The organism is Marinobacter salexigens (assembly GCF_018860765.1).
Lineage (GTDB): Bacteria > Pseudomonadota > Gammaproteobacteria > Pseudomonadales > Oleiphilaceae > Marinobacter > Marinobacter salexigens_A.
The window spans coordinates 174,138-198,248 of the sequence record NZ_JAHKPV010000017.1 but is presented as its reverse complement, the minus strand read 5'-3'; the positions used below and the strand labels follow the sequence as shown (position 1 = coordinate 198,248).

17 protein-coding genes are annotated in these 24,111 nt (G+C 50.8%); 4 read left to right on the top strand and 13 right to left on the bottom strand.

Features of this window, described 5'->3' with window-relative positions; translation table 11 throughout:
- The 13 genes from KO508_RS09845 to KO508_RS09785 all read right to left on the bottom strand — a co-directional run.
- Window positions 1–1,071, bottom strand: a protein-coding gene (locus tag KO508_RS09845; protein WP_216008148.1) for an IS3 family transposase whose coding sequence is annotated in 2 segments (ribosomal slippage) — window positions 1–816 and window positions 816–1,071 — 1,072 coding nt annotated over the 2 segments. Because the reading frame shifts where the segments join, the coding sequence is not laid out codon by codon here. This gene is flagged as partial in the annotation.
- A gap of 94 nt (window positions 1,072–1,165) precedes the next feature.
- Window positions 1,166–2,581 (bottom strand): UvrD-helicase domain-containing protein, encoded by a 1,416-nt coding sequence (locus KO508_RS09840; RefSeq protein ID WP_216008147.1) that lies wholly within the window; start codon window positions 2,579–2,581, stop codon window positions 1,166–1,168.
- Window positions 2,578–4,317 carry an ATP-dependent nuclease gene (locus tag KO508_RS09835; RefSeq protein WP_216008146.1) on the bottom strand — a complete coding sequence of 580 codons (1,740 nt, stop codon included), beginning with the start codon at window positions 4,315–4,317 and terminating at the stop codon, window positions 2,578–2,580. Before KO508_RS09835 ends, KO508_RS09840 begins: the two co-directional genes overlap by 4 nt.
- A 297-nt stretch (window positions 4,318–4,614) precedes the next feature.
- Window positions 4,615–5,238, bottom strand: a complete 624-nt coding sequence (locus KO508_RS09830; RefSeq protein ID WP_216008145.1) for a DUF6988 family protein — start codon at window positions 5,236–5,238, stop codon at window positions 4,615–4,617.
- Window positions 5,239–5,315: 77 nt separating this feature from the next.
- Entirely contained in the window at window positions 5,316–6,473 is a 1,158-nt protein-coding gene (locus KO508_RS09825; RefSeq protein WP_216008144.1) for a DUF2220 domain-containing protein, read from the bottom strand.
- A complete protein-coding gene (locus tag KO508_RS09820; protein ID WP_216008143.1) occupies window positions 6,470–10,129 on the bottom strand; it encodes an SbcC/MukB-like Walker B domain-containing protein in 3,660 nt (1,219 codons plus the stop codon). Before KO508_RS09820 ends, KO508_RS09825 begins: the two co-directional genes overlap by 4 nt.
- Complete coding sequence (locus KO508_RS09815) at window positions 10,126–10,818, bottom strand: DUF4194 domain-containing protein (RefSeq protein WP_199480820.1); 693 nt, start codon at window positions 10,816–10,818, stop codon at window positions 10,126–10,128. The genes KO508_RS09820 and KO508_RS09815 overlap by 4 nt, the downstream gene beginning before the upstream one ends.
- On the bottom strand, window positions 10,811–12,343 hold the full coding sequence (locus tag KO508_RS09810) for a Wadjet anti-phage system protein JetA family protein (RefSeq protein WP_216008142.1): 1,533 nt from the start codon (window positions 12,341–12,343) through the stop codon (window positions 10,811–10,813). The genes KO508_RS09815 and KO508_RS09810 overlap by 8 nt, the downstream gene beginning before the upstream one ends.
- 109 nt (window positions 12,344–12,452) lie before the next feature.
- Window positions 12,453–14,090 (bottom strand): MBL fold metallo-hydrolase, encoded by a 1,638-nt coding sequence (locus tag KO508_RS09805; protein ID WP_216008141.1) that lies wholly within the window; start codon window positions 14,088–14,090, stop codon window positions 12,453–12,455.
- Window positions 14,091–14,192: 102 nt separating this feature from the next.
- On the bottom strand, window positions 14,193–14,870 hold the full coding sequence (locus KO508_RS09800) for a hypothetical protein (RefSeq protein WP_216008140.1): 678 nt from the start codon (window positions 14,868–14,870) through the stop codon (window positions 14,193–14,195).
- A complete protein-coding gene (locus KO508_RS09795; protein ID WP_216008139.1) occupies window positions 14,854–15,228 on the bottom strand; it encodes a hypothetical protein in 375 nt (124 codons plus the stop codon). The genes KO508_RS09800 and KO508_RS09795 overlap by 17 nt, the downstream gene beginning before the upstream one ends.
- Before the next feature lie 9 nt (window positions 15,229–15,237).
- Window positions 15,238–15,810: a hypothetical protein gene (locus KO508_RS09790; RefSeq protein ID WP_216008138.1), complete on the bottom strand. Its 573-nt coding sequence runs from the start codon at window positions 15,808–15,810 to the stop codon at window positions 15,238–15,240.
- A 172-nt stretch (window positions 15,811–15,982) separates the two neighbouring features.
- The gene (locus KO508_RS09785; protein ID WP_216008137.1) at window positions 15,983–17,254 is read right to left on the bottom strand and encodes a hypothetical protein; all 1,272 of its coding nucleotides are present in this window, start codon (window positions 17,252–17,254) and stop codon (window positions 15,983–15,985) included.
- A 168-nt stretch (window positions 17,255–17,422) separates the two neighbouring features.
- On the opposite strand from KO508_RS09785, the gene KO508_RS09780 reads away from it, so the two are divergent.
- From KO508_RS09780 to KO508_RS09765, 4 genes are all read left to right on the top strand, one after another.
- A complete protein-coding gene (locus KO508_RS09780; RefSeq protein WP_216008136.1) occupies window positions 17,423–18,034 on the top strand; it encodes a DUF1819 family protein in 612 nt (203 codons plus the stop codon).
- A gap of 39 nt (window positions 18,035–18,073) precedes the next feature.
- Window positions 18,074–18,655: a DUF1788 domain-containing protein gene (locus tag KO508_RS09775; protein ID WP_216008135.1), complete on the top strand. Its 582-nt coding sequence runs from the start codon at window positions 18,074–18,076 to the stop codon at window positions 18,653–18,655.
- 37 nt (window positions 18,656–18,692) lie between these two features.
- On the top strand, window positions 18,693–22,346 hold the full coding sequence (brxC, locus tag KO508_RS09770; protein WP_216008134.1) for a BREX system P-loop protein BrxC: 3,654 nt from the start codon (window positions 18,693–18,695) through the stop codon (window positions 22,344–22,346).
- A gap of 61 nt (window positions 22,347–22,407) precedes the next feature.
- The gene (locus KO508_RS09765; protein WP_216008133.1) at window positions 22,408–24,108 is read left to right on the top strand and encodes a 3'-5' exonuclease; all 1,701 of its coding nucleotides are present in this window, start codon (window positions 22,408–22,410) and stop codon (window positions 24,106–24,108) included.
- Window positions 24,109–24,111 lie beyond the last annotated feature (3 nt).

The window sequence follows — 24,111 nt, the reverse complement described above, 5'->3', positions numbered from 1 at the left end:
TGGGTTGAAAATCGCCGATACCTCCGAGAGCCATGTTGGGCCGTTCATTATTGTAGGTCCATAGCCACTGTGTTGCATATTCCTGAATCTCTTCAACCGAGTGGAACAGGTATTGGGCCAGCCAGCCATAACGCACAGTGCGGTTGTAACGCTCGATGTACGCATTCTGCTGTGGGTTGCCGGGCTGGATAAAGACCAGTGTAATATCGTGCCTCTTAGCCCACGCGGACAAGGTAGCACTGATGTATTCTGGGCCATTGTCGCAGCGAATTTGCATGGGCTTTCCCCGCCACTCGATAATCTGGTCTAAAGCTCGGATCACACGCTTAGAGGGCAGTGACAGGTCTACCTCAATCCCAAGACCTTCCCGGTTGTAATCGTCAATCACATTGAACAGCCGGTAACTTCGGCCATCCTCTAACTGGTCGTGCATGAAGTCCATGGACCAGCTGGTGTTGATGGTCGTGGGCACCGACAATGGCTCGGGTCTCTCACGTACCAGCCGCTTACGAGGCTTGATACGCAGGTTCAGCTCCAGTTCCCGATAGATTCGGTAAACGCGTTTGTGGTTCCAGTGATACCCCTTCACGTTGCGCAGGTACAGAAAACACAGACCGAACCCCCAGTTTCTCTGGTTATGGGTTAAGCGCACCAACAAATCCGCGATCTCGGCATTTTCACTACTGAGCTTAGCCCGGTAGCGATAGCAGAACTCACTGACACTGAAGACCTCGCAGGCTTGGCGAATGCTACAACGAGCAGCGGCAACGGCTTTGTGCGCCATCTCGCGACGGAGAGATGGCTTTACCACTTTCCCTCAAGAGCTTCCTTGCGCAACTCAGACTTGAGCCGTTCTTCGGCATACATCTTCTTCAGCCGCCGGTTCTCATCCTCAAGCTCTTTCATACGCTTGATCATGGAGGTATCCATGCCGCCAAATTTGGCTCGCCATTTATAAAAGCTGGCACTGCTCATGCCGTGCTCGCGGCATAACTCAGGAACGGGCACGCCGTTTTCAGCTTGCTTCAAGATCGCCATGATTTGGCTATCGGAAAAACGTGACTTCTTCATGCAGAATCTCCCTGCGTTTAGCTTACGGAAAATTCTACTTTTGAGCACCTCGGTTTTTCGGGGGGATTACATGATCAAATGACACACTCTTCGTTTAACCGCCAACAAACCTTCCCCTTGAAAAAACAGTAACTGATTTGGCCCCTCGGGAGAGGGCGACATATAAATGTTTCGCGTTCATTTCCCCAGCGTCCAAGATAAGCGCATGGTCACATTCTAATCCTTTCAATAACAGAGTTGAGCCGATGGCCCTTCGAGGGATTCGCCGGTCACCCTCGTGCCGCCTTTGCTCTCTAATTTTCGAGGCGGCTTCCCGTATCGTCTGCTCAGGACAAGTTACCGCCTGCGACAAGGAGTCCTTCAAGGCGCTGAATGCCACTTTTCGATAGATTCTCGTTCCAGGTTTGGTTTCCAGGAGTTGCAAAGCCTCTATCAGGCCTGTTCGAGAAGCGTCTTGAGAGAGACGCATCAGCGTGTGTTCAAGAGGGCTAGGGGGCGTTCGATTTCTGCCAGATTGAATCGTATCCAGTCTTTGCAATGTTTTAGCGACCTCTACATTCGTCATCATTTCGGAGGCTGCGTTCAGAAGGTGTTGAATCAAATGCCTGCCATCTGAGCCGTCAAACGAAGAGGCTGCCTTAATCACATCACTCAATTCTACGGGTTCCACAACATCTAAACTTCTTGTTTGTTGTGCAAAGAGATGTCTGGACCGTGGGCTTCTGGAGTTACCCATAATCAGAAGTGATTCATCAGGGTGATCTTGAAGGGTTAAATAATGAACATTGCGTTGGTTTTGACTATCGATAGCCTTTGAACCGGTGAGTTCAACGTGATGGACATTGGCCGGGGAGGCGTTTAGGTCAATCTGCTGGCCTTCAAGTAGCATTTCTCTGCACTGGAGTATCCACTGGCCAAGCTCTGGAGTCTCGGAGTTATTCCACCGCCATGGGATATCCAGCGTGTTCAACACCGGAAAGTAGCCCTGGACGGCCTCTGTCCAATCGGGCATTGGCCCTCCAAAATTAAAAATGCACTGCATGGGGTCACCGAACACTACAGACGGTAGTGTGGTGGAAAGTTCCTGGATTAGTTGATGCTGATCCACATTACAATCCTGGTACTCGTCCACCAGGAGGCGAGAATAGGATGCGTGAATAATTTCGGTAATTTGACCCGCGCGAAGGGCATTTAGAACGGTTCTTCTCAGCTCTGGATAGAAAGCATTACCTTGCTCCGGTTTGGAGCGAATAGGGCACAAGCCAGGGAAGTAGTTGGCAAATCTTAGCGCCCACCCATCAATAGTCGTCACTACATAATTCTGCGGCGGCACTGATAGTCGTCTGAGCCTTTGTTTCAGCGCTGCAACCCCCGCAGTTGTATGTGTCAGTACCAAGTACGGCTTATTTGGAGAGACGCCAAGGGTGTCGGTTATCAAATGGGTTTTACCGCATCCAGCTGGCGCAACGATAAGGCCCCTTTGCGAATGAAGTACCGCCTCCACACTCATCTTTGGTCACCATTTTGCCCGGCCCATAAGTATAGCTGGCTTATTATGTGGCGATAATTCTCATGAAAGTTCGGAAACTCGGGACCGATAATTTTGCGTGCCAACTCCTCTGCTTTCGCGATGTTCTTAAACCATTTGTATTTGTTGGCGGCGTTAGCGAGTGGTTGACGCATCGCATCGTTGGGCTGATTCGTGCAGGAGAGGAATGTCAGTTGATTGTCGGAGCAATTGAGAATGTGCTGTTCAACTTCTTGTGTGCCGTTCAAAGTTGCCGCTAGTTGAACAATAGATGGAATAGCGGTTAGCGGGCATCCGAAGAGCGTAGCGCTTTCAGTTGAATAATTGTGACCCCACTCAAATATCGTGACACCTTGATTCCGGCAGTAATCAGTTTGTTGTTGATGGGCGGGTGTTGCTATGTCTGAGTCTTTGAAAAGCGCAGTGGGATACCCAAGTTTCGAGAATACCTCAGCGCGCTTAAAGTAGTTGTCACCACCACCACCATCTGCCCACGCCACGCCCCTGTCTTGAAATCCAGGGGCTGCATTGTCTTTGTAAAAGACATCAAGCCCTCTAACAACGCCAACTTCGGTGCTCCCTTCACCCACAATGGCTGCTTTACTGAAAAAAGCCTCGGCACAGGCTCGGAGTGTGGCCTGCTCATTATCACCGCCATTCAAGGCATGGATGGTATGAGAAAACGGAAGAGGTGGTGCGAAAGGATTAACCGTAGGCTTCCTGAGTACATGTAGTTGTGCCGCTTGAAGCTCTCGGAGCACATATGGGGAGTGGGTGGTTATGAATACCTGCTGCACGGGATTGTTTTCCTTCGCGCCAAGCTCGTGCAAAAGGCGGGTAATTCGATAGGGCTCAAGTCCATATTCTGCTTCGTCCACGATAGTGATTTGTGACGTGCTTGCTACTTTCTGTAAGCCGCTGATTAGGAGCCGGGACGATCCCGTACCCATCTGCCGTAATGGGGTGTTATCGCTATTGTGAAGGCTGATAGCTCCGTTCGAAAGTGAAACACCCTTCACGTCCAAGAGAGCTTTCAAGTCTCCCACTGGAACACCCAAATTGTTCGCAATTGAGCGGACTTGCGCTAACAGGCCTGCGAGTTCTGGCAGTGGTTGCTCTGCAAAATTTTGACGAGTTTGACGATTTAACTGAGCAAGTGATGACGAGATATCAAAAGTATCTTCGGTGAGTCTGTGAAGTATCGAGCGATTGCCCCAAGCGAGATGGTGATGCGTTATTGCTCCAAGTCTCGTTGGTGAGATGATTTCCCGATGCTTCCATTGCAAGCGCTTTTCAATTCCAAATTCAAAAGCCCGCTCGGAGTAGAGTAGCCACTCTGGATCAAGGTCCTCGCGGACGATCAATTGCAAAGTTATAACCGTTTCATCATCAGGCCCCGGCTCGTCATGGATTTCCTTATTGGCTTGGTTAAAGCCACGGAAAAAATGGCCATAAGCCTCTAGGTTTTTGAGATCCTCACTCAGATCACCCAAGGTCACGCTGATCGTGATTGGGTGGTCTGTATTCATTAAATAGAAGTCGGCGTCGTTGAACTGAAAAGAACGCCTTGCCCCTAAAGCCAGGTCTATCGCATCAAGGAGCGTGGATTTACCTACATCTCCCGGCCCAATCAAACAGTTGAGTCCAGGCTTTGGGTACCACTGGGTTTGCTTTATAGAGCGAAAGTTTTCGATTGCCAAATGCCTAATAACGGCCATGGATATGCGCCTCCTTGCGAAATAGTCTGATCAATGTAGATGAGGGCTCCTGAGGTTTCTAGCGTTTTCCTGCCATCATCCCACCAAGGCGTATTAGTCCTCGCTCTGTATGGGTGGTACGACAGTGGGCTCAGTTTTGGTATCTACCTTTGCTGTCTGATCGGGCGAAAGCCTATCCGATCTGAATCTTAGCTGCTCATCATTCGTTCTACCGAGCACACCATGATTGCGCTCTGGATACTCGGAGCCGGAAACTCTCAGAACGGCTAAAGGTCTCGAGATATTACCGTTGCCATCCTATAGCTCAGGTGGCATACACATCGGGTATTTGGCCGCCACGCCGAGGACATCGCGTTGTAACTCCTGTTTTCCTCCAAGGACAACAGCCTGCATGCATGAGATCACCGCTAGTCCATTCGCGTTGCGTTGCACATCTTCAAGCAGTTTTAGGGGATAGCCATCGTGATGTCTTCGGATAGGATGAATGCCAGCATGTGCATAAGAATTCAAAGCTTTCCAGCAGTTCTCTTTGAAGCGGACAAGGGCCGTGTAAAGTTGAATGGGCCCGTTGCTCTCGAGAGATTTAATCATCTGGGCAATCTGGGGCATATTCTTTGCGACTTGCTCTGATTCGATAAAGAGATCCGCAGTAAGTTTTGAAATTTGCTCGTTCGATGCCCCGAATAAGACCCAGGCTGAGCGCGTTAACGCTTCAAACTGCGCGCGATGAATAACTACCGCCGACGGTAGCCGTCCCGCGCGGAGGAGCGAGCGTGCGGCATGCCAATGTTCCAATGAGAGAGAGCACGCGACGTCACTTACCCTTACCCTAGATGAATCATCGTAGAGCGGCAGATCAATTATCTGTTGCAGTTCAAAAGCAAGCTTATCAGAAGCCTCAAAAATTCCAGTTCCGCTCATTTCGTGGTTCCTACCACATGTGTCCATGTTGGAATTCAATTGAATGCCTTTTAGCCCCGAAAAGGCCGAGGAACTCGTTAATTGAGAAAGAATTCCTGATCAACGCACAATCCCGTTTCTCTCATAACGGGAATCACGTGTGCCTCCATCCAAGTGCAGCCAGTTTCTGGCAATGAGCCTTGGTTGGTCTTTTCCGCCAAAGCCAAGGGATGGCCGTGACCGCCCTTGAGGGCTTTCACCAAAGCCTCGTACCCGGTCTTCCATGGTTCAAGTTCAGGGAACGTGGTGCGCATCTGGCGATAGATGGACAGACCAGCGGGGTCGAGGTCACCAAAATAGTAGATCGGGCCGGGAAATTTAGAAGTACTGAGCCAGGCTTCGTGGAAGTGATTAAGCCACTGAGGCTCGGGAAACGGGGAGTCGGACCAATAAAACCGGGCCATCCCTTTTGTCCTTATTCGAGAGGTAGTGCCTTTGAATCCCTGCGCATAGAGAATCGTGAGGTCTTCGGCACTTTTTATTTGTCCGTTGGAAGCTGCCAAAAAAGTATCCATATTTTCCACAAGCAGGATACCTTCAGCGCCAGGACGATAGGTGCCCTCGATGAGCACAGGGCGCGAGAGCATTTGCGTAACCTGGATCGAAAACAGCTGGTCAAGAAGCCTTTCTTTTCCCTTGAGCGCTTTCGAGTCTCCCCAGAACAATCGAGCACTCAGCTGATATAGGGTTAGGGGACTAGCGGCCAGCATTTCTGGAATCATTGTCAGGCGCTCTACCACAGCCGCAGGTTTGTATTGAGTGAGCCTACCAAGGTTGGCTGGTCTGACAAGCTCTGGTACTTCGAATGCATATCTGAATGGGCCGACCGCCTCTTGCCATCGGAGCGATTCCTCTTCTACCACTGGCCGATCCAGCCAATCACGCATTAGCGGTTCGCCTTCAGGGGCTATAACGATCCGAGTGTGCTCCCAGGGGGCATCACTTCCGATACCACGTGTGCGGGTTCGCTCAAACGTGACAATGCCAAGTGCTTCTAATTGGGTAAGATGATGCCATGTGACGTCATCTTCGCCGGGCTCTCGTGGTGAGAACAGTTCAGGAAAATGCTTTGGCTGAATGCGATCCGTAAGTCGCTTAGATCGTCCCTCGAAAGGCTGTTTGTCCAACATATCGAGATAACGATTGAGCGTACGTCTTACACAAGTGTTTTTGAGACAGGGTGGGCGATCAGTCATTCACGGCCACCCGAAGCTTGTTCTTCAAGCTCGTCCAAAAAATCAAGTTCGCCGTTTTCCGCACGATTGCTGACGAACTGCTTTTCTCGGTCGTACAAATCGTTAATAGCTTCTTTCTTAAGCCAGGCGGTGTGCACGTAGACTCGCGTGCTTAGTTCGCCAACTTTTTCAGGTACGTAAGATTTGGAGACGTCATACTTCAAGTTGACCTGGTCGTAGTAGATCGACGCACTCTTGTTCGGAGCGACGAAAATGACTTGCAGACCGAGGCTCGTGCACAGGTAATCCAGTACCTTTTTCGATCGGGAGTCGTCCAGTTTGGCGAATGACTCATCAATCAAAACCATGCGTAAGCTCTGCGCCTGCTGGTCGAACTTCAACGCCGAACTAAGCGCAGCCGCTTTGATGACGTAGCTGGGCGTCTCCATCTGTGCACCGGATCCCGTTCCATAGCTTTTCAGGGAGATTTCCGTGTCGTCGATAATCTTCAGAATGTCGTATGACCGATAATTTCTGTAGTCGGTAATTCGGTTCAGCTCTATCAGGGATCGGTCTAGCTCGTCACTGATCAGTAAGTTTCGAATCCGCTCAAAAATCTGTTTGCTCTCGTCGGTAAGATCACTTTCCATGAGCAGGACATCATTAAAGTCAGACTCGGTAACTTCTTTGAAAAAACGCAAATAATCGCCGTACTGAGGGACCATTTCGGAAGTGAATTTGTAGCGGTCGTCACCGAACTTAATGTGCTGGAGCCGCCGGTTCAGCATATCGAGACGACTCTTTCCGTCCCGAATGAAGTTGACCATCTTGTAGCATATTTCGTTGACAAAGATATCCTGGAACTCGTTGGACATGTTGGCAAGATCGTGTTTGTGTTTTGCCAGGATGTCGTTACGGAATTGGGAGAGCAAAGAGTCCACCTGCCGATACAGATCAGTCAGCAGGACGAATTCATGGATAACGCTCTCAATGTCATCTTCATCCGTGCTCGCTGAAAAATACCCTGAAACATCCACAACGCGCTGACGGACCTTTTTCAGGTTAAAATCACGCGAAGCATCTTGAAGGGCCCGTGTAGCCTGAATGATCCGCTTGAAGTAAGGCGTTTCGAAGTGGAACAGCAGTTCCGCATCATCCGTGGCGGCCTTATCGATAGTCTCTAACTCCTCATCCACATCGATGGCGGGCCAATGCTTCACCATTCGCCTTATTGATTCCTCTTCGCGCTCAACCGCTGAACTGGCTTGCTCTTTTTGATCACTTACGTAATCGATAACACTGAGAAGCTTTTCGCAATCACTGTTTAAAACAGCTTCCCGATTAGATTCTTCTTCGAGTTTTCGATTAACTCTGTTGCTCTCATTGCTGGTCTGCTGAATCTCGTTTTCCAGCTCTTGTGCGTCGGACAGATCCAAAGCGTCGAGTTCGCCTTTAACACGAAGCTGTTCCTTTAGAGCGTTCTCCAAATTCTGCAATGAGGACTCGATCTGCGGTGAGCGGCAGTCTTCTAGGGCAGTTCGCCAGAATGAGGCATTACGATTCAGGCGGTCGACATCCGTCTGTTCTTCTTTCAAAACCTCTAGGCGTTTCTTCTTTGCCTGAAGGGCTAGTTGTTTGGCGTTCTGCCCAAATACCAGTTCTTCATCGCTCATCCTTACGGTGAACATTTTGTAGGCCCCAGAAGCTTTGCCGTCCTTAGTCAAGCCTCGAGGCGTCTGGGTCAAAATCTTGTCATCGGTCACCGTCACAACATTGCCAACGCTGCCTTTGACGTAGGCTTCGGCTGTGGGATGGGAGAACTCAAGGAGGTGGAAAATAGAATCAGCAGGGGGATTACGCCCCTCGCTGTCACGCCGGGCCTTTCTACCTTGGATGATCGCGTTCGATGACTGAATATTTCGTTTCGACAGAGCATCGGCTTCACGTTTTACGAGCGATAAGGCTTCGCGCTCATACTCTTCATCAACCAAGATAACGAAGCGGTTGTTGCCCAAGAAACCTTCGATCGCGAGCTGCCATTCTGGGTCCCGGACTTCAACATGGTCACAGAGTACACTGGCGTTGGCGAGGGGCAGCTCCCGCTGAATGAGTTTAACCATAGCTTCGACATGACGGGGAAGGGTGATTTGCCCTGCGGTCTCCAGTCTGTCGATTTCAGTGTTAAGGGTCTTTGCCTCCTCATCAAGAGCGCGCTTTCGAGTGCGGATGTCGTAGAAGGTTTGGTCAATGTCATCCTTCGCGGACTGAAGGAGCATCGCCATTTCAGAGTATGCGGCATCGGTTTGCCGACCGGCAGTCTTCGCTGTTGCTATGTCATCTAGACTGCTTTCTTGAAGCCACTGTTGCACCGTAGTTTGATCCCAGCTGTCCTTTTCGATGGCACTGGAAAATACAGCCTGCCATCGCTGAGGGTCGCCGGAAGGTGATTTGGCACCCGGCAAACTCAACGCCTGCAACCCTGCGTCGGCAATTTTCCGTTGCTGATGTCGAACTTGGTCAGCCTGTATGACAGCGCTGGTGAGCGTTGTGAGACGTGACTGCAAGTCATCGAGTAATTGCTCAAGACGTTCTTTTTCGCGAAGAACATCTATACCTCTCGCTCGGGCCCTCAGGGTAATGAGCTTTTCAGTCAGTTGCTCAGACTCTAACCGCAACTCACTAGCGTTCTGTCGAGCTTCTTCTTGCTGTTGAAGCTTTTCTTTCCGCGTCGTCGTGTGCCCAATATACTCACGCTGCAAACGGACTTCTTCACGTTTTTGGCTTTCGTAGCGGTGCAAGCTTTCCTTGATTCGATGCTTTATCAGTGAGCTGGAGGCGGAATGCATGGATTCCAAATCGGCTACTGCTTCATGGATCAAATGAGCTTCCTGCTCCATCTCATAAATCGACTTCATCATACTGGCGACTCTCTGAACATCCTTGCTCATGTCGCTCTCTTCCAGAACCTCCTCACGAACAAACTCATCGAGGCCCGTGTCCATCGGCTTGTAGGCCATGAACTTAGAAATCTGCTTCGCGGAAGCCTTAGCTTCTGTTCGGTTGCAGACTTCCTTGCCCTGAAGCGCCCCATACAAATGCACCAGATAGTCTTCTTTGCCTGAACAAACTTGGACGCCGATATCTGGGTAATATTTCTTGAAGTGTTCCTTAACCCGCTCGGGGGCAACTACGGTTTTTCGGCTGCCTTCTGAAACCATGAAGTGGTCGCAAGAAAGGGCTTCACCCTTCACCAACGCAAAACTCTGGACATCCTCCTTGGCAGCCAGCTTGGCCCCGGACTTCTCCAACCGGGCGCTGACACTGACAATCGCTGTGAGAACCTCCGTTCTTTCTCCGGGGGCATCCGGGCGAAAAACTGCAATCAAATGACAGAAAGCTCCATCAGGTCTCGCGTATCGACCGTCGTCACAACCGAGAACGTAAGAAGCGAGCGATCGCGTCTCTTTTTTCTGGCTGTGCTGCTTCGTCTCGTCCTGACCGGGGTTGTACTGGAACAGACCGCGTTTCGCAGCTGTCATAACCGTTTGAACAGCGTCTACAATGGTGGTCTTTCCAGCCGCAGAGTGCCCCGTAATCAGGTTGAGTTGGGGGTCGAACTCGTATTCTCCGATTGGCAGATTAGCCCAGTTTATAAGTCCAATTTTATGCAGTTTCATCCTTCGACATCCTCGTCGTCGGTCATCTCAAGAGAGAAATCATCCGGAACGCTATAGACTTCCTCTTGATCCACAGTGACACCTAGCAGTCGATTGACTTCATCTAGCACCGAATTTAGCGTGTAGCAAAGAATGGTGCTCCTAATACCGATATAGGCATCAGGTTCAGAAGCGTCTTTGTATTCAGCAATACGCAAACGCTTCAGAAACTTCAGTAATTCCTCGCGTTCACTTTCCTTGTCCAGTGGCTGCTTGGCGATCATTGCAAAGGTGTGGCTTAACTTTTCCAGGTCAATAAACGCCACGCCCTCATCGCTCACTTTCCCTTCCCTCAGAAGCTCCTCGAAAAGGTAGCGCGCCGTAATGAGCATTATTTTCTCATTACGTCTAAGAGTTTGCTGGTAATGATGCTGCTCGGTATCGTCGTTATAGACGCCGGGAATTTCAGCTCCTGGTGGGTAGCAGACCACATAGCGTTGGCTCGAATGATGAACGAGGGTGAAACCTAAAACACCAAGGTAGTCTCGAACGAGTGCTTCGAGCCGGAGGTATAAATCGTAGTCCTCACCCTCGACTTGACTTTGGCGTCTGTAGATCGCTTGGTGGTTCAAAAGCCGATTGACGATGCGCCGGAAGTCGGACAAATCGGCATTGGCCTGCTTCAATTCCTTGTCTATGTAGTCAATCATGGCGCGCCTCAAACTCCTTTAGCTCGGGTCCAACGTATTCAATCTCGTAATCATCGGCAATCAGGTAGGGATTTTCGTAAGTCTGACCAACTGGGTGCACCATAAAGTCGTTCTTCTCATTGGCAATGCTGCCAACTACCGGACCGTTTAGCACGAAAAGCAAAGAGTCCACATCGCCAATTAACACATCGCTGGCCTTGAGTTTTCGCCCATTCGCTAACTCTTTGATCGCGCTTTCCCGAATCCTGGTGGTATTCACTGCGAATAGTCTCTCGAGCGCATTCAGGATGTATCGCTGTCGCTTCTGTTCAGCGGTTTCCTTGACGGGCTCCGTGACTGTATCGTCAATCAACTGCTTTTCGCGTTGAATCGGAAGCCTGACCTTACTTGGGTTAATAAGCCCCATTCGTACATGCCCAAGATCATTAAGGCTGCCATCGAGGACGCTGTTGAAGTCTTCTTCGGCCATAGTCTTGAGTTCGCTGACTACTTTGAAGATCGACTCGTGTTCGTGCTCTCCGTAGGAAATGGTGGTCAAGTGGTCTATGAGCAACTGCATTCGGCGCATGAAAGAGTCAGCTTGGTGTCGAAGCTCAGGAACCTTGAGTTCGCAGGCTTTATTGAGGCAGGTGTCAATCGTATCCAAAGCCCATAAAAGGATTGATGCTGGGTTCCCAGGCAGGCGCTCTCTGTATGTCTCATTGCGAAGGGCTCGTTCGATGAGCGCCTTCTTATCATTTGGTAGGGCATGGAGCCTGTCGATGATGCCGAGGATCTCACTCTTATACCGTTCGATCGAGTCGGTTTTAATTCGGGTTCGCAGCTCAGGGACGAGACGGTTACGGACATAGCCCATGATGTCGTCTCCGGCTTGCTTCGCTTCTTCGAGGTCTTTATTGACGACTTTAATGAGGTAGCGCTTTTTCTCGTCCAACTCTTCAATCAGGCTATTGAGGTCAATGACTACCTTGCTTGAGCTATGGACAGCGAACAACAGATCCTGAGGATTTGGTTTGTCCGTCAGGACGGAATTATAGAAGTTATTTAGTAGAGAAAGGGTGGTTCGGGTATTCTTGGTTTGCGGCAGTAACTCCTCAAAATCTCGAACAAAGGGAGCACAAAAGCGCCTACCTGTGGGGGATAGCTGATAGGACTTCCGCATAGTCACCGAATCCATATAATCGGTGATCCATCCGCACTCCATCAGTCTTCTTAATACTTTTGCGGCCCGATCCTGAACAGAAAGGTGGTCGTCTATCTCATCAGGAGTATCCATATCCGGATCGCTCTCAAGTATCGCTGTACGGCTTATCGCACCTTGAAAAATGGTCAGGACGTCTTCTCGGTTGAGGTGCACGTTGTAGTCAGCATCCCAGCTGTATAGCCGGGAATACAATTCACGAAGGCACGAAACCACGACTTCGCGATAGCGCCCCACCAATGGGCGAAAGAAGTTGGCATTTTCGTCGACAAAAAAAGGCTCGACCCTGTTATCGAGGTTGGATGGCTCTGGTGCAGCCGTCATGATTCCGTCCTTGTGTTCGGCAGAGAGGTGAGTGGCCAAAGGCTTAGCCACTCACTTAAAACACCAATTAAAATACGAGTTTAACGCAAGTTTGCTTCATACTCGTCCGCTATGAAAGCTGCTCGATCAATTTTTTTACATCCTCTGCGCTCAGTCCCTTTTCAACCATCGCGTCTCTCAACTCATCTTCTGGGTTTGGACCATCTTCATAGCAACCTGAGTCGAGGTTAAACCATTTCCCGTCTGCAATCTGAACGTCGGCAATTCGCCGATCACCATGTTTCCGCAGCGAAGCACGATTCCGGATTGACTCCTCAAACACTGACTTCCGACTAGTCTCACCATGGTTTATGAAAACGATGGTTTCCCGCATCTTGTCTGTAAGGCCTTCTAGGTTAAATATGTGATCAAGAAGCTTTGCTTGGTCTCCGTGAGCAGAATAGTAGTGTGACATTTCGATGACTTCGGCACCGGTGTGGTCACTTTCAGGGTCCAGGGCATTTGAAACAAATTTTTTGCCAGCTGAGCTTGCCGACATAAAACCTGTTGTGACCACAGTGTTTTTGGGATCCCTGCCAAGTCGTTTCAAATAGTGCTTTGCCGGTCCGTGGTCGCACATGCCTGAGCTGGCGATTATGACGTCAGCCCAATCTCTCGCCCGACTTCCGTCTTTGCCGCCTCCTGTTACTGGAACAATTTCCAAACCGGGTAGCGTGACTTTTCGGCCTGAACCCAAATCAGAGAATATCTTGGAAAGCTGATCGCCCGTCATGCAAATCCGCTCTGGAAGCTCATTGTTTAAATATTGGTACTTTCCAGATGAGACACGGGCATTCAAGTGTTGCCCATAAACGTTGCACAACTTTATTGCCAGAGAGCTGTGCAAAGCGACTCGCAATGGTCTGCCGTCGCAAAATATCGGCTCATCCTCGCAAGCCTCATTCTCGGCCAGCCAGATAATATCTGCGATAAGCTCCTGAGCCCGGTGAAACGAGAAAGTTGGAATGAAGACTTTCCCCCCTTTGCTGAAGATCGTTCCTTCAACAACAGCGGATAGTGAAGCCAATCTATTTTGGGCGAGTTTGTAGGCCTCCTCACGGACTGTTGCGCCATAGGTCGACTCTACGACCAGGTAGTCGGCGTTCGGAAAAGGTTCAAAACCGTCTTTCATAAGGGGCAGGTAGCAATTGGTTTTGTCTTGGCACCCAATGTCCCCACTGAAACAAATACTTTTCAGAACCGGCTGACCGCTCTCGTTTTTATCGTTTGTCTGCCAGGCAACCGAAACCATGGCGGCACCCAGAACGTGGCTGCTGCGCAAAAAGTTGACGCTGAGCCCATCCGATAGCCGCAGCATGTCTTTCCATGCAAAGTTGTGCCGGTCGATGGCGTGCCATTTAATCTGATCAACGTGCTGTTGAGAGTAGTCCTCCTGCTGTCGCGCTGAATCCTCTAGAAGCAGTTTTGCGACATCCCGCGTTGCTGAGGTGCAGTACACATGTCCCCGAAAACCTTCTTTGACTAGGCGGGGTAGGAGTCCGCAGTGATCAATATGGGCGTGGGTCAGCAGGACATACTTGATCTCAGAAGGGCAGAAAGGGAATTTCTCGTAATTTTTGAATTGTGTGTCGTGGGTCCCTTGGTGCATCCCGCAGTCCACTAACAGTTGGGTGCCTGAAGCTTCATGTTTGAGCCAAGAACAAGAACCCGTTACGCCATCGATAGCACCGACAAATTTGACCTTCATAATATTTTTCCTCAAAGCGATTGGTTAGATCAAAGGGGCTTTTTTGCCCGGTGATCAGAATCAATCAGTGCAATGCACTACCAACCGCTGTGAGGAAAATTTCTATCTTTTTCGGAAAAAACTTAGTAACTCACTGAACTCACGAGCTTCTGTCAGCTTCCGATCTACTTCGGTTTTGAGGGCGAGCAACTCAGCGCTGCCGGAAGATAGCTGAGAGGATAGCTCTTGGGCGGCGTCCCAGTCTCCGTTTAGATAGGCGAGGAGAAACGAATCTGTAGGTTCCAACGAGGCAGCCTGAACGAGGAGGACGTGGAGAAGGGTGGTGTTTTCCCCAAGAGCTACCTGGGGCAGGACCTTAAAAGGGTTAGGGATGGGTTCTTCTCGCAAATTTCGTTCGGTATCCGCAAGGAGTGCGACCATCTGATCTGAGGCCCCGGATTGAAGGGCTTGGCCCACGACCGATTCCCGATTGGTCAGCAAACTCTTAACAACATTGGCGCACTCATTGCGGTATTGGTCATCCTCAAAGATTCGTTTGACGTCTTTGGGATTTGGAAACACCGCATTCAAAACCAGAGCATTGTGAAGGGTGACGCCCTGGCCACTCTCCAAATAGACAGCAGGCCGATGGACCTTTTGCTCTTTTCGTACGGCGATCAGTCCATTGCGGACGAAAGACGTGGCCTTGTCTTTAAGTAAGTGGCTTTCTTTCGCCACATCAACGCCAAAGAGTTTCCGAATTGCCTCCGGGACGGTGAGCCCCTCAGTATCCACAGACATACTCTTCAAGAATGTCCATTGTTGATGTTGTAACTGCTTCACGTGCTGTTAAATTCAATGATGCAATGCGCTTTGCATTTTCGAACCAGTCTGCATTTCCCACGCAATATTGATCGTAAGCATCGGCAAACTGCTCAAGAACGCCGATGCAGTAACCAGCCCTGAGCGCCTCGGAAAGGGATGTCCTGTAAGCCGCCATGTAGCCTGTTTTCTCATGCGATGAAAATACGTCCACTGCTTCCTGGCATGATTGGACCAGCAGACTGGCATCCTTGTATTCGAATGGCCCTTCCTTGGCGAAAAGGGATTGGGAAGCGGCCAGGATCGATAAGCCCAGAATTATGGATATTAAATTCACATTGCGTCCTTACACTTGATTTTCGGCTGAAGGGTCTAGAGTGGGTGGCTCTGGTTCTGAACTGTTACCTACGTGTCTATCGTCTTTTCGGCCAGGGAATTGTTTGCCTGCCACATCAGTTTGAAAAGACAGCGGAGGTAAGGGCGTAGCACCATAAATCGCGATAATGAAGGCGCAGAAAATTCCATAAAGCAGCAGATCATCCGCTCCCCCGGCTAAATGCTCACTTGCCAATTCGGGTTCTACGAGTGCAATAGAGGCGAAAATTCCCACTACCGAAAGCAGGACCAATGTAATAAAGGTAAGTGTGAAGGCGAATCTTTTCAGAAGGGGCCAAAGTGTGGTCTGGCTTTGTTTCCCGCGATGGAAGTAACGCCACGTGGCCATGGCAAGCAGCGCCAGAACGATCAAATCAGCCAGAGCAAGATCATCTTGCCCGTAACTGTATTCAAAAGTCGCTGAAACCAGAAGCACATAGCTTGATACAGCGACTACGGCAGTAACGATAGAAAATATGCCGATAGAAAGGAACCGTGCCAGATAGCCAACGGCGAGGCTTAAGTTATTGAGTAAGTGCAGCATTAGTAGATTTTGTGAGTTGTGAAGAATTTGATCGCCCGGCCAAGATGGTTAGCAAACTAAAAAATATATCTATAAGGGTACTGGAAGAAACCCTTCCAAGTCACTAACAAGCTTCGAATTATTTACTGGAGGACCGACTCATTGTGATAGTCATGTATCCACTATTGTTCGGTCAACTGGGCTTTTTCTTCTCGTTGTAGATTTCTTTTGGAGTCTTCCAGGCTTTCAGGACCTCCAACACGTTGGGAATTCGCGTCAAACCCCTTGCTGAACGCAATCGGTCATACAGAAGAGCTTTGTCTTCTTCAGGAGAGAGAGCGATCGCGTCCTCCAGCTCGTCAAAGAATTGGTGGATTGTCTTGGCACGCCCCCAGTCGGAAATCATTCCCTCCAGTGATTCCGTGCTTTTCGTCATTGCCTCCCGTCTAAGCTTATTGTCTTCCTCAATCCGCCATTTTTCACGCTGCTCAGCCCATGCCTGCTTGTCCTTGCGGATTTGCTCCGTAGCAACAGCAAATTCCTCAGCAATGTCAGAAGTCGCCTTTCTCAATTCTCTCGCAACCTCTTGCGCGAACTTCGTTAAGTCCCGTCCCTCACGAATTGACCATTCGCGCTGCCATTGAGTCCTTATATAAGGGCTGTAGGCGCGGAGTCTAAAACGGCCTGATGGGAGATCACGTTTGGTTGGCCATCTAGGCACGCTGTGAGACTTCTTAAGGCGAGTGGTGGGAACGTATTTCCCATTCACATACGCAACTTCAACCTCCTCACTATCTTCGATGAGCGTTAGGCCAATCGCTACGGTTCCGAGATAAACGAGTGTTGAACGTCCGGGGGACCAGTGCCTGACTCCATATCGGGTATTTCCGCCTGCGGGCCTGTCATCTACCTCCGGTCTTTGAAACTGTTTATTAAACGCCTCTAGCTTTACCATCCATGAACGATTCTCGAATTCTAAAAATATGGCATTCGCCATTCTCAACGCCGTATCAAGCCCCTCACGAGATGTAATAACATCCACGAGATTCCACTTGTGCGGTTTGAGATAACCATTTTCGGTTGCTCTTCCCTTTAGAAACAGCTCGCGAGCACCCCGGATAAGTGAATGAGTTTCATCTTTGGTTACCGGTTTTTTTCGATGTGAAGTTCGCTTTCGGGTAGGCAAAGGTTTAGGAGGTATAACGTTTTTCGTCGGGTCTACTATGCCTGATCGACACCAACTGAAACTATGTTCAGGCTTGGCCTCTGGAAGCGGAACCACTGCCACTTTATGGCCTGCCGCGAGTTTTGACCAATACCCGCGTTCAGGCCGTGGAACGTTCAGCTGCGTGCAAACGCGAGCGAGATAGCTCGAAGAGACGCCATACTTCTTGGCAACCTTAGTCATTGGCGCACCCCATACCTCTTGATGCAACTCTTCTCTTGTAACGTCTGATGTGTTCATTTGAACGTTCTCCGCGACCTTACTGCGCGAACGACTCGCCAGGTCCAATATCGAAAGCTGATGATTCCTGGATATGCATCGTCTGCGATGTGTGCTCTATATCAACATGTGACAAAGATCGTGTAGCATACTAAGCCTCATATTCGGGCTCGGAGAAATAGTTAGTAAATGCAAAAGTTCAAATATGACAGCGACTTAATTGGCGGCTCATTGTTAGTAAGAGAGTCCCGCATCATAGCTGAATTGTTGCTTCAGAGCGCAGACGAAACTGAGTGGAAGCAAGCCATTCAGGAGGAGAATCGCCTTCAAAAGCGTAGTCTTGCCTCGGCTAAACGCCAAGCGCGTGCACTGCGCCAACGCTTCGAACGACTAGATCAGCCGTTTTGGCGCGCATTGCGGGATGGCGACGAGGAGTTGGCCACTCAAGTTGCCTTCGTGGCAGCGTTGGAGCGAAATCTACTGTTAGTGGAGTTTGTAGAAACCGTCGTGCGGGATGCCTTTATTCTCCAAGCGGAGAAACTGGAGCAGTATCAGTGGCTGGATTTTCTGGAGGACCGGTCGCAGCGGGATCCAGCAATAGAGACTTGGACAGAGTCCTCAAAAAAGAAGATGGGGCAGGTGGTGTTTCGTATCCTGGCCGAAGTGGGATTGTTGCAAAGCACCCGTAGCCTCCGGTTGCAGCACATGCTCGTGCGGCCCGAGATAAGTATATTGCTGGAAGACAGCCGACGGCATCGCATCAAGGCGTGTCTGAGTGTCTCCAGTGCGAACCCGACCTAAACGGGTATAAATAGAAAAACAGATCGATGGAGCGCGTGCATGAGTCAGCCGTTGCAGGACCGGCTTAATCAGATTCCGGACAAAATTCTCTCCGAAGAATTCCTTCAGGGAAAAAGCATTGCCGGAGACATTAACTTTTGGGTGTTTGACTATTCCCCGGAGCAAGAACTCAAGGTCCGCGAATACCTGGATTTCCTGACTAATTTCCTGTCTAAAAAACACAGCCATCTGAAAATAACCAGCATCAACCTGTTGGACGTTATGCGTAACTATCTTGCTGACCGCAAGTTCCTGGATAAAGCCTGCGACATGCAGGTGAAAAAGGGCGACAAAGCGCTTCTCAAAGCCCTGTCTGGCCCCATGCATATGGATAAATTCGCGCCTTGCATAATGGAACAGACAAGCGCCGGCGAAAGCGACATCATCCTTATCCACGGAATAGGATCTGTTTGGCCGGTACTACGCGCTCACGGCCTGCTCAACAAACTCCACGGCCTGCTAGGCCATAAGCCCGTTGTTTTATTTTACCCGGGTGAATACAACGGTCAGAGCCTGACGTTGTTCAATCGTATTACCAGCAACAACTACTACCGTGCCTTTTCGTTGGTACCCCATAACTGATTGGCAGTACCTGACCGAGTTACAAGGATGATCAGCAATGACTATCAAAGACCTCTTCTTCAAACAGTTAGACCGCTCCATCAATGGGGTGGTCAAAGCCGACCAATCGGATGACGCCACGGTCTGGCAGGAGCTGGAAGAGTATGTGGTTACCAACGAGCTGGAAAAACACTTCCGGGATTTCTTTGAGAGCTACAGCACCGATCTTAAAGACCCCTCTATCCCTAACCGGGTGGGTATCTGGATTTCCGGTTTCTTCGGTTCAGGTAAATCGCACTTCCTGAAGGCGCTGTCCTACCTGATGGAGAATAAAGAAGCCCACGATGGGCAGGGCAATAACAGACAGGCTGTCGAGTTCTTCGATGAGCACAAACTACGCGACGCCATGATCCGCGCTGATGTGCAGAAAGCCGCCTCTACTCCGGCCGATGTCATCCTCTTTAACATCGACTCCAAAGCCAGCTCCAACGACTCCGGCAACCCGATCCTCAACGTATTCCTGCGTGTCTTTAACGAGTATCAGGGCTTCAGCGGCGATCACCCCCACATTGCCCACATGGAACGCCATTTGGAACAGAAAGGGGTGTACCAGGCGTTCAAGGATGCCTTCAAAGCATCTACAGGGTCGGAGTGGGTAGACGAGCGGGACGGCTATCAGTTCTATCAAGACGACATCGAAACTGCGATCGCCAAAGCTCTAAGCCTCTCTGCCGATGCTGCCCACAAATGGTTTGAAGAATCGGAAGAAACCTTCTCTGTATCGGTAGAAAATTTCTGCCGCTGGGTTAAGGAATACTTGGACGCCAAGGGCCCAGAAAACCGGATGATCTTCATGGTGGACGAAGTAGGGCAGTTCATTGGCTCCGACACCAAACTGATGCTTACACTGCAAACCATTACCGAAAACCTGGGCACTATCTGTAACGGCCGCGCCTGGATAGTGGTCACCTCCCAGGCGGATATGGAAGCCATACTGGGCGATCTCACCTCATCCAAGGCCAACGACTTCTCCAAGATTGCCGGTCGATTCAAGACGCGCCTGTCCCTGTCCAGTTCGAATACCGACGAAGTCATTCAGAAACGGTTGTTGCGCAAAACTCCGGAAGCAGAAGCCGAGCTACGGGCCGCCTGGGATAAAAGCGGCGACATCCTCCGCAACCAGATCACCTTTGACCGCTCCGGCCCCACATTGAAGAACTTCGATGGGCCGGACAGCTTTGTCGCGAACTATCCTTTTGCCCCTTATCACTTCCAGTTGGTTCAAAAGGTCTTCGAGGAAATCCGCAAGGTAGGCGCAACCGGTGCTCATCTGGCCTACGGTGAGCGTTCCATGCTTGATGCCTTCCAAATGGCAGCCATGAGCGTAGCCGGCAAAGACATCGGCGCATTGGTGCCCATGCAAGCCTTCTACCGCTCCGTGGAAGGGTTCCTGGATACGGCGGTTAAGCGCACCATCGATCAGGCCAGTGAAAACGCCAGCCTGGATGCCTTCGACGTTCAGATTCTGCGAACGTTGTTCATGATCCGTTACGTGGACCTGATCAAAGGCACCCTGGACAACCTCGTTACCCTGTCCATCGAGAAAATCGACGAAGACAAACTCGCCCTGCGTAAGCGTATTGAGGAAACCGTTCACCGGCTGGAAAAAGAAAGCCTGATCACCCGCAACGGTGACGAGTTTCTGTTCCTGACCAACGAAGAGCGGGACATCACCCGCAAGATCAAAGCGACTGACATTGCCAGCACCGACGAAAACAAGGAACTGGCCAGCCTGATCTTCAAAGATCTGCTGAAAGACAAGAACAAGTACCGTTACCACATCAACAAAACCGACTACAGCATCGGCCGTTACCTGGATGGCCACACCTTGGATGGCCGTTACGAATCCGACCTGCGGGTGGAAGTGGTGTCACCGCTGGACCTGGATTATAGCCAGCTCACTGAAGCCGGCTGCATCAATAAATCCAATGAAGGCGTGGCCGGGCAGGCTGTGATCAAACTGCTGGACGACAAAACCTTCTTCCAGGAACTGCGCACCTGGCTCAAAACCAACAAGTTCATCCGTCTGAACGACGACGGCACCAACTCAGATCTCACCCGCATTCTGGCCGACCGTGGCCGGGAGAACCAGGAACGTCGCAAACGCCTGCGCCACACCCTGGAAGACATGCTTTTGCGGGCCGAATGTTATGCGTTGGGGCAACACCTGAAACTGTCCACTTCCAGTCTTGTTGTGCGGTTTGATGAGGCCTGTGAATACCTGCTGGAGAACACCTACACCAAACTCGGCTTCCTGAAGGTGCTCCAGCAAGACCCGATGCGGGAACTCAGTGCCGTACTTACCGTAGATGATGTCGGCCAGATGGGCATGGCTCTGGACGGGGAAGAGGGCAACCCCCAGGCCGTGAAAGAGGTAGAGCAATACATTACCCTCCGCGCCGGCAGCAACGAGCGCCTGCTGGTGAGCGACATCATCGACCGATTCGCCGCCCGTCCCTACGGCTGGCCGGATGGTGAAATCCTGCTGATTATTGGTCGCCTCGCGGCTTCCGGTCGCATTTCATTTCACACTGGTGGCCCGTCCATGCCGCTCAACGAGGTGTTCGACTACCTCAACAATAGTCGGCGTCGCCGGGAAATCTCCGTCCAGAAAAAGCGCCAGACAGACGACGCCATCCTGAAAAAAGCCCGGGACCTGTCCAGAGACCTGTTTAATGCCCTGGGGCCGGACACGGAAAAAGATCTGTTCGACTTCTACCAGAACCACCTGAACGACTGGCTGGCCAATCTGAAAAGCTACAAGAGCAAGACTGATGTGGGCCGATTCCCTGGCAAGCCGGTGATCGAAAAGTCCACCCTGACTCTGGAACGCTTGTTGGCCAACCGGGAAAGCTTCGACTTCTTCAAAGCCGTCATCAACAAAAAAGATGACTACCTGGACCTGGAGGAAGACTACCGGGACATCCACGAGTTCTTCACCAAGCAGATTCATAGCTGGCAGCAGCTTCAAACCGGTTTGGCCCATTTCGAGAAAAACCGGCAGGCGCTGGAAAAAGACGACGCGGCCCGCAAGGCACTGGCTGAAATGAAGCGCATTTCAGAGGCCGATGCCCCCTACGGCCAGCTGCACAAAGTGGCTAACCTGGTAGAAACCGTAGAAACCGTTAACAACCGGATTCTTGAAGAGAAGCGCAGCCATGCCAGCGACCGGGTGGACGAAAAAATCGCCCAGCTACAGGCAGAAATTCTCAAAAGCGGCATAGCCACATCGGACTTGAGTAACCGCCTGTTGCGGCCCTTGCAGTTGATCAAAGAAGAGCTGGCCGTCGAGACCGGCATTGCCCAGATCTTTATGCTGCAAACCCAGACCGCCCAGGAAAAACTGGAAGACAGCCTGTTCGAGTTGGAGCGGGCTATCCAGGTGGAGGCTGAGAAGCAGGCCAAAGCTCAGAAGGATGCTTTGGAAGATAATGAGGTTTACACCGGCACGGTGGCACAGGACTCTGCACCTAAACCTACACCAGTTTCCATGCCAAAGCCTGTTGTAGACGTTAGCGCGGCTAAAGTCTTCGGAGCTATCGGCTCCGGCGTCTACCTTGAGACTGAGGCAGATGTAGAGCAGTTCGTGAATGAGCTTCGCAAAGAGCTGGAAGCCGCGATAAAGCAAAACAAGCGGGTGCGTTTGCGGTAAGAAAACCGAGTGTAACCAGTTAATCCAAGTAATCGGACTACAGCGAGCAACTGAAAGCGCCATGACAAAAAAACTATCAGACATTCAGCTACTCAATCTGGTTGGCACGCATGGGCCTGTAAAGGCTCGTCAGTTGGCCACTATTTTTTCGAACGAGTTTGGGTATCACACAGACCGAAGCGACGTCAATTCAATGCTTTACCGCCTTAAAACGGAGGGTAAAGCCGAGATTAATGACAACTTCGAATGGAGTCTGACTAAAAGCCAGGAAGATAAAGCACTCCACCCCGAACCCCCAAAAGATATGTTTGAGCCAGCCCCGGTGGAAGCCGTCATCACGTTTACCGCGGAGCAAGAGGCTATCATTAGCCTTGATCCCCAGGATCATCTGTTGATAAGAGGGCAGGCGGGTAGTGGCAAAACCACCGTATTGGCTGCCCGGGCGTGCCGAATCCTCTCCTCCATGAGTAAAGGATCCTTGCTGTTTCTCACCTATAACGGCGCGCTGAGTGCTTACGTCAAAAAGGCTTTCTGCAAAGCCGGCCTTAAGAACGATCTGGATGTCATGACCTACCACGACTGGGCAAGACGAACATCCAAGGCATTAGGGTTTGAATTAAAAGATTGGGTCAACGGCAAAACAAGGAATGAACAGCTTAAAAAGTTGATCGCAGAGTCCAAGCAGGAGTTGGGCGAACACCGTCTTTTTAATATCGATAACAACACTGCACTGTTGAACTGGTGGGGAGAGGAAATTGCCTGGCTCTTCGGCCAGCACGTGACCCGTCTGGATGAGTATCTCCAGGTAGAGCGAGTGGGGCGCGGCAAAAATATTCGTCTCAGCCAGGAAGACCGAAGATTTGTATGGCATGTGTTCGAGGCATATCAGGAGTGGTTGGAGGTAACCAGCAGCGAAGATTACGACAACCCCGCCGGGCTGGTGCTTCGGGCGCTGATGACGGGATCGGGCGAGTTTCCTGAAGATCTCAGATATGACCATGTAATGGTTGATGAAGTTCAGGATTTCGATAAAAGCTGGCTGATGGCCGTTGCGAAGGTTCCCCGTGTGTCCCTTAGTATGGCGGGGGATCTGGCGCAAAAGATCTATCGCCGCAGTTTCTCCTGGACTTCCGTGGGTATCCAGGTACAGGGCGGTCGGTCCCGAAAACTGTCCTCAAGCCATCGAACTACCCGCCAGATTATGGATGTAGCGGAATATATGCTGGCAAACAACGATGTCAGCCAGATGGCGGACTACACCCCGCCCGTGAAACCCACCAAAAACGGCGACAAGGTGCGGGTAATAAGTGCCGCTGATGCCCGGTCGGCTTACACCGCGGGCTATGAATACGTCGCACAAAATTTCAAACGCCTGCGAACAACCACCGTTGCTGTGGCCATGCCATTCAACCGGCAGTTAATCCCTGCTCAAAAGGCGCTGGAAAAGCTGGACGTTACGGTCAAAAAAGCCAAAGGCGCGACTTTAGGGAGTTTCAGTGGTGGCGTGGTTGTAACCACCTACCACCAGTTGAAAGGGTTGGAGTTCGATCACGTAGTGGTCATGGGTCTCCACGACGCCCAATACCCTGGCCGACTTCTGGAAAGCGTGCCCGAAGAAGATCAGGCGGACGAAGAAAACCTGCTCCGCCGGGTACTCTACGTCGCCATGACCCGCGCTAAAGAAAGTGTCACTCTCGTTGGTAGCAAGCCATTCTGCCGCTTCCTTAAAGATGTGCCAGACGACTTGATTGAGAAGGTCTGAAAC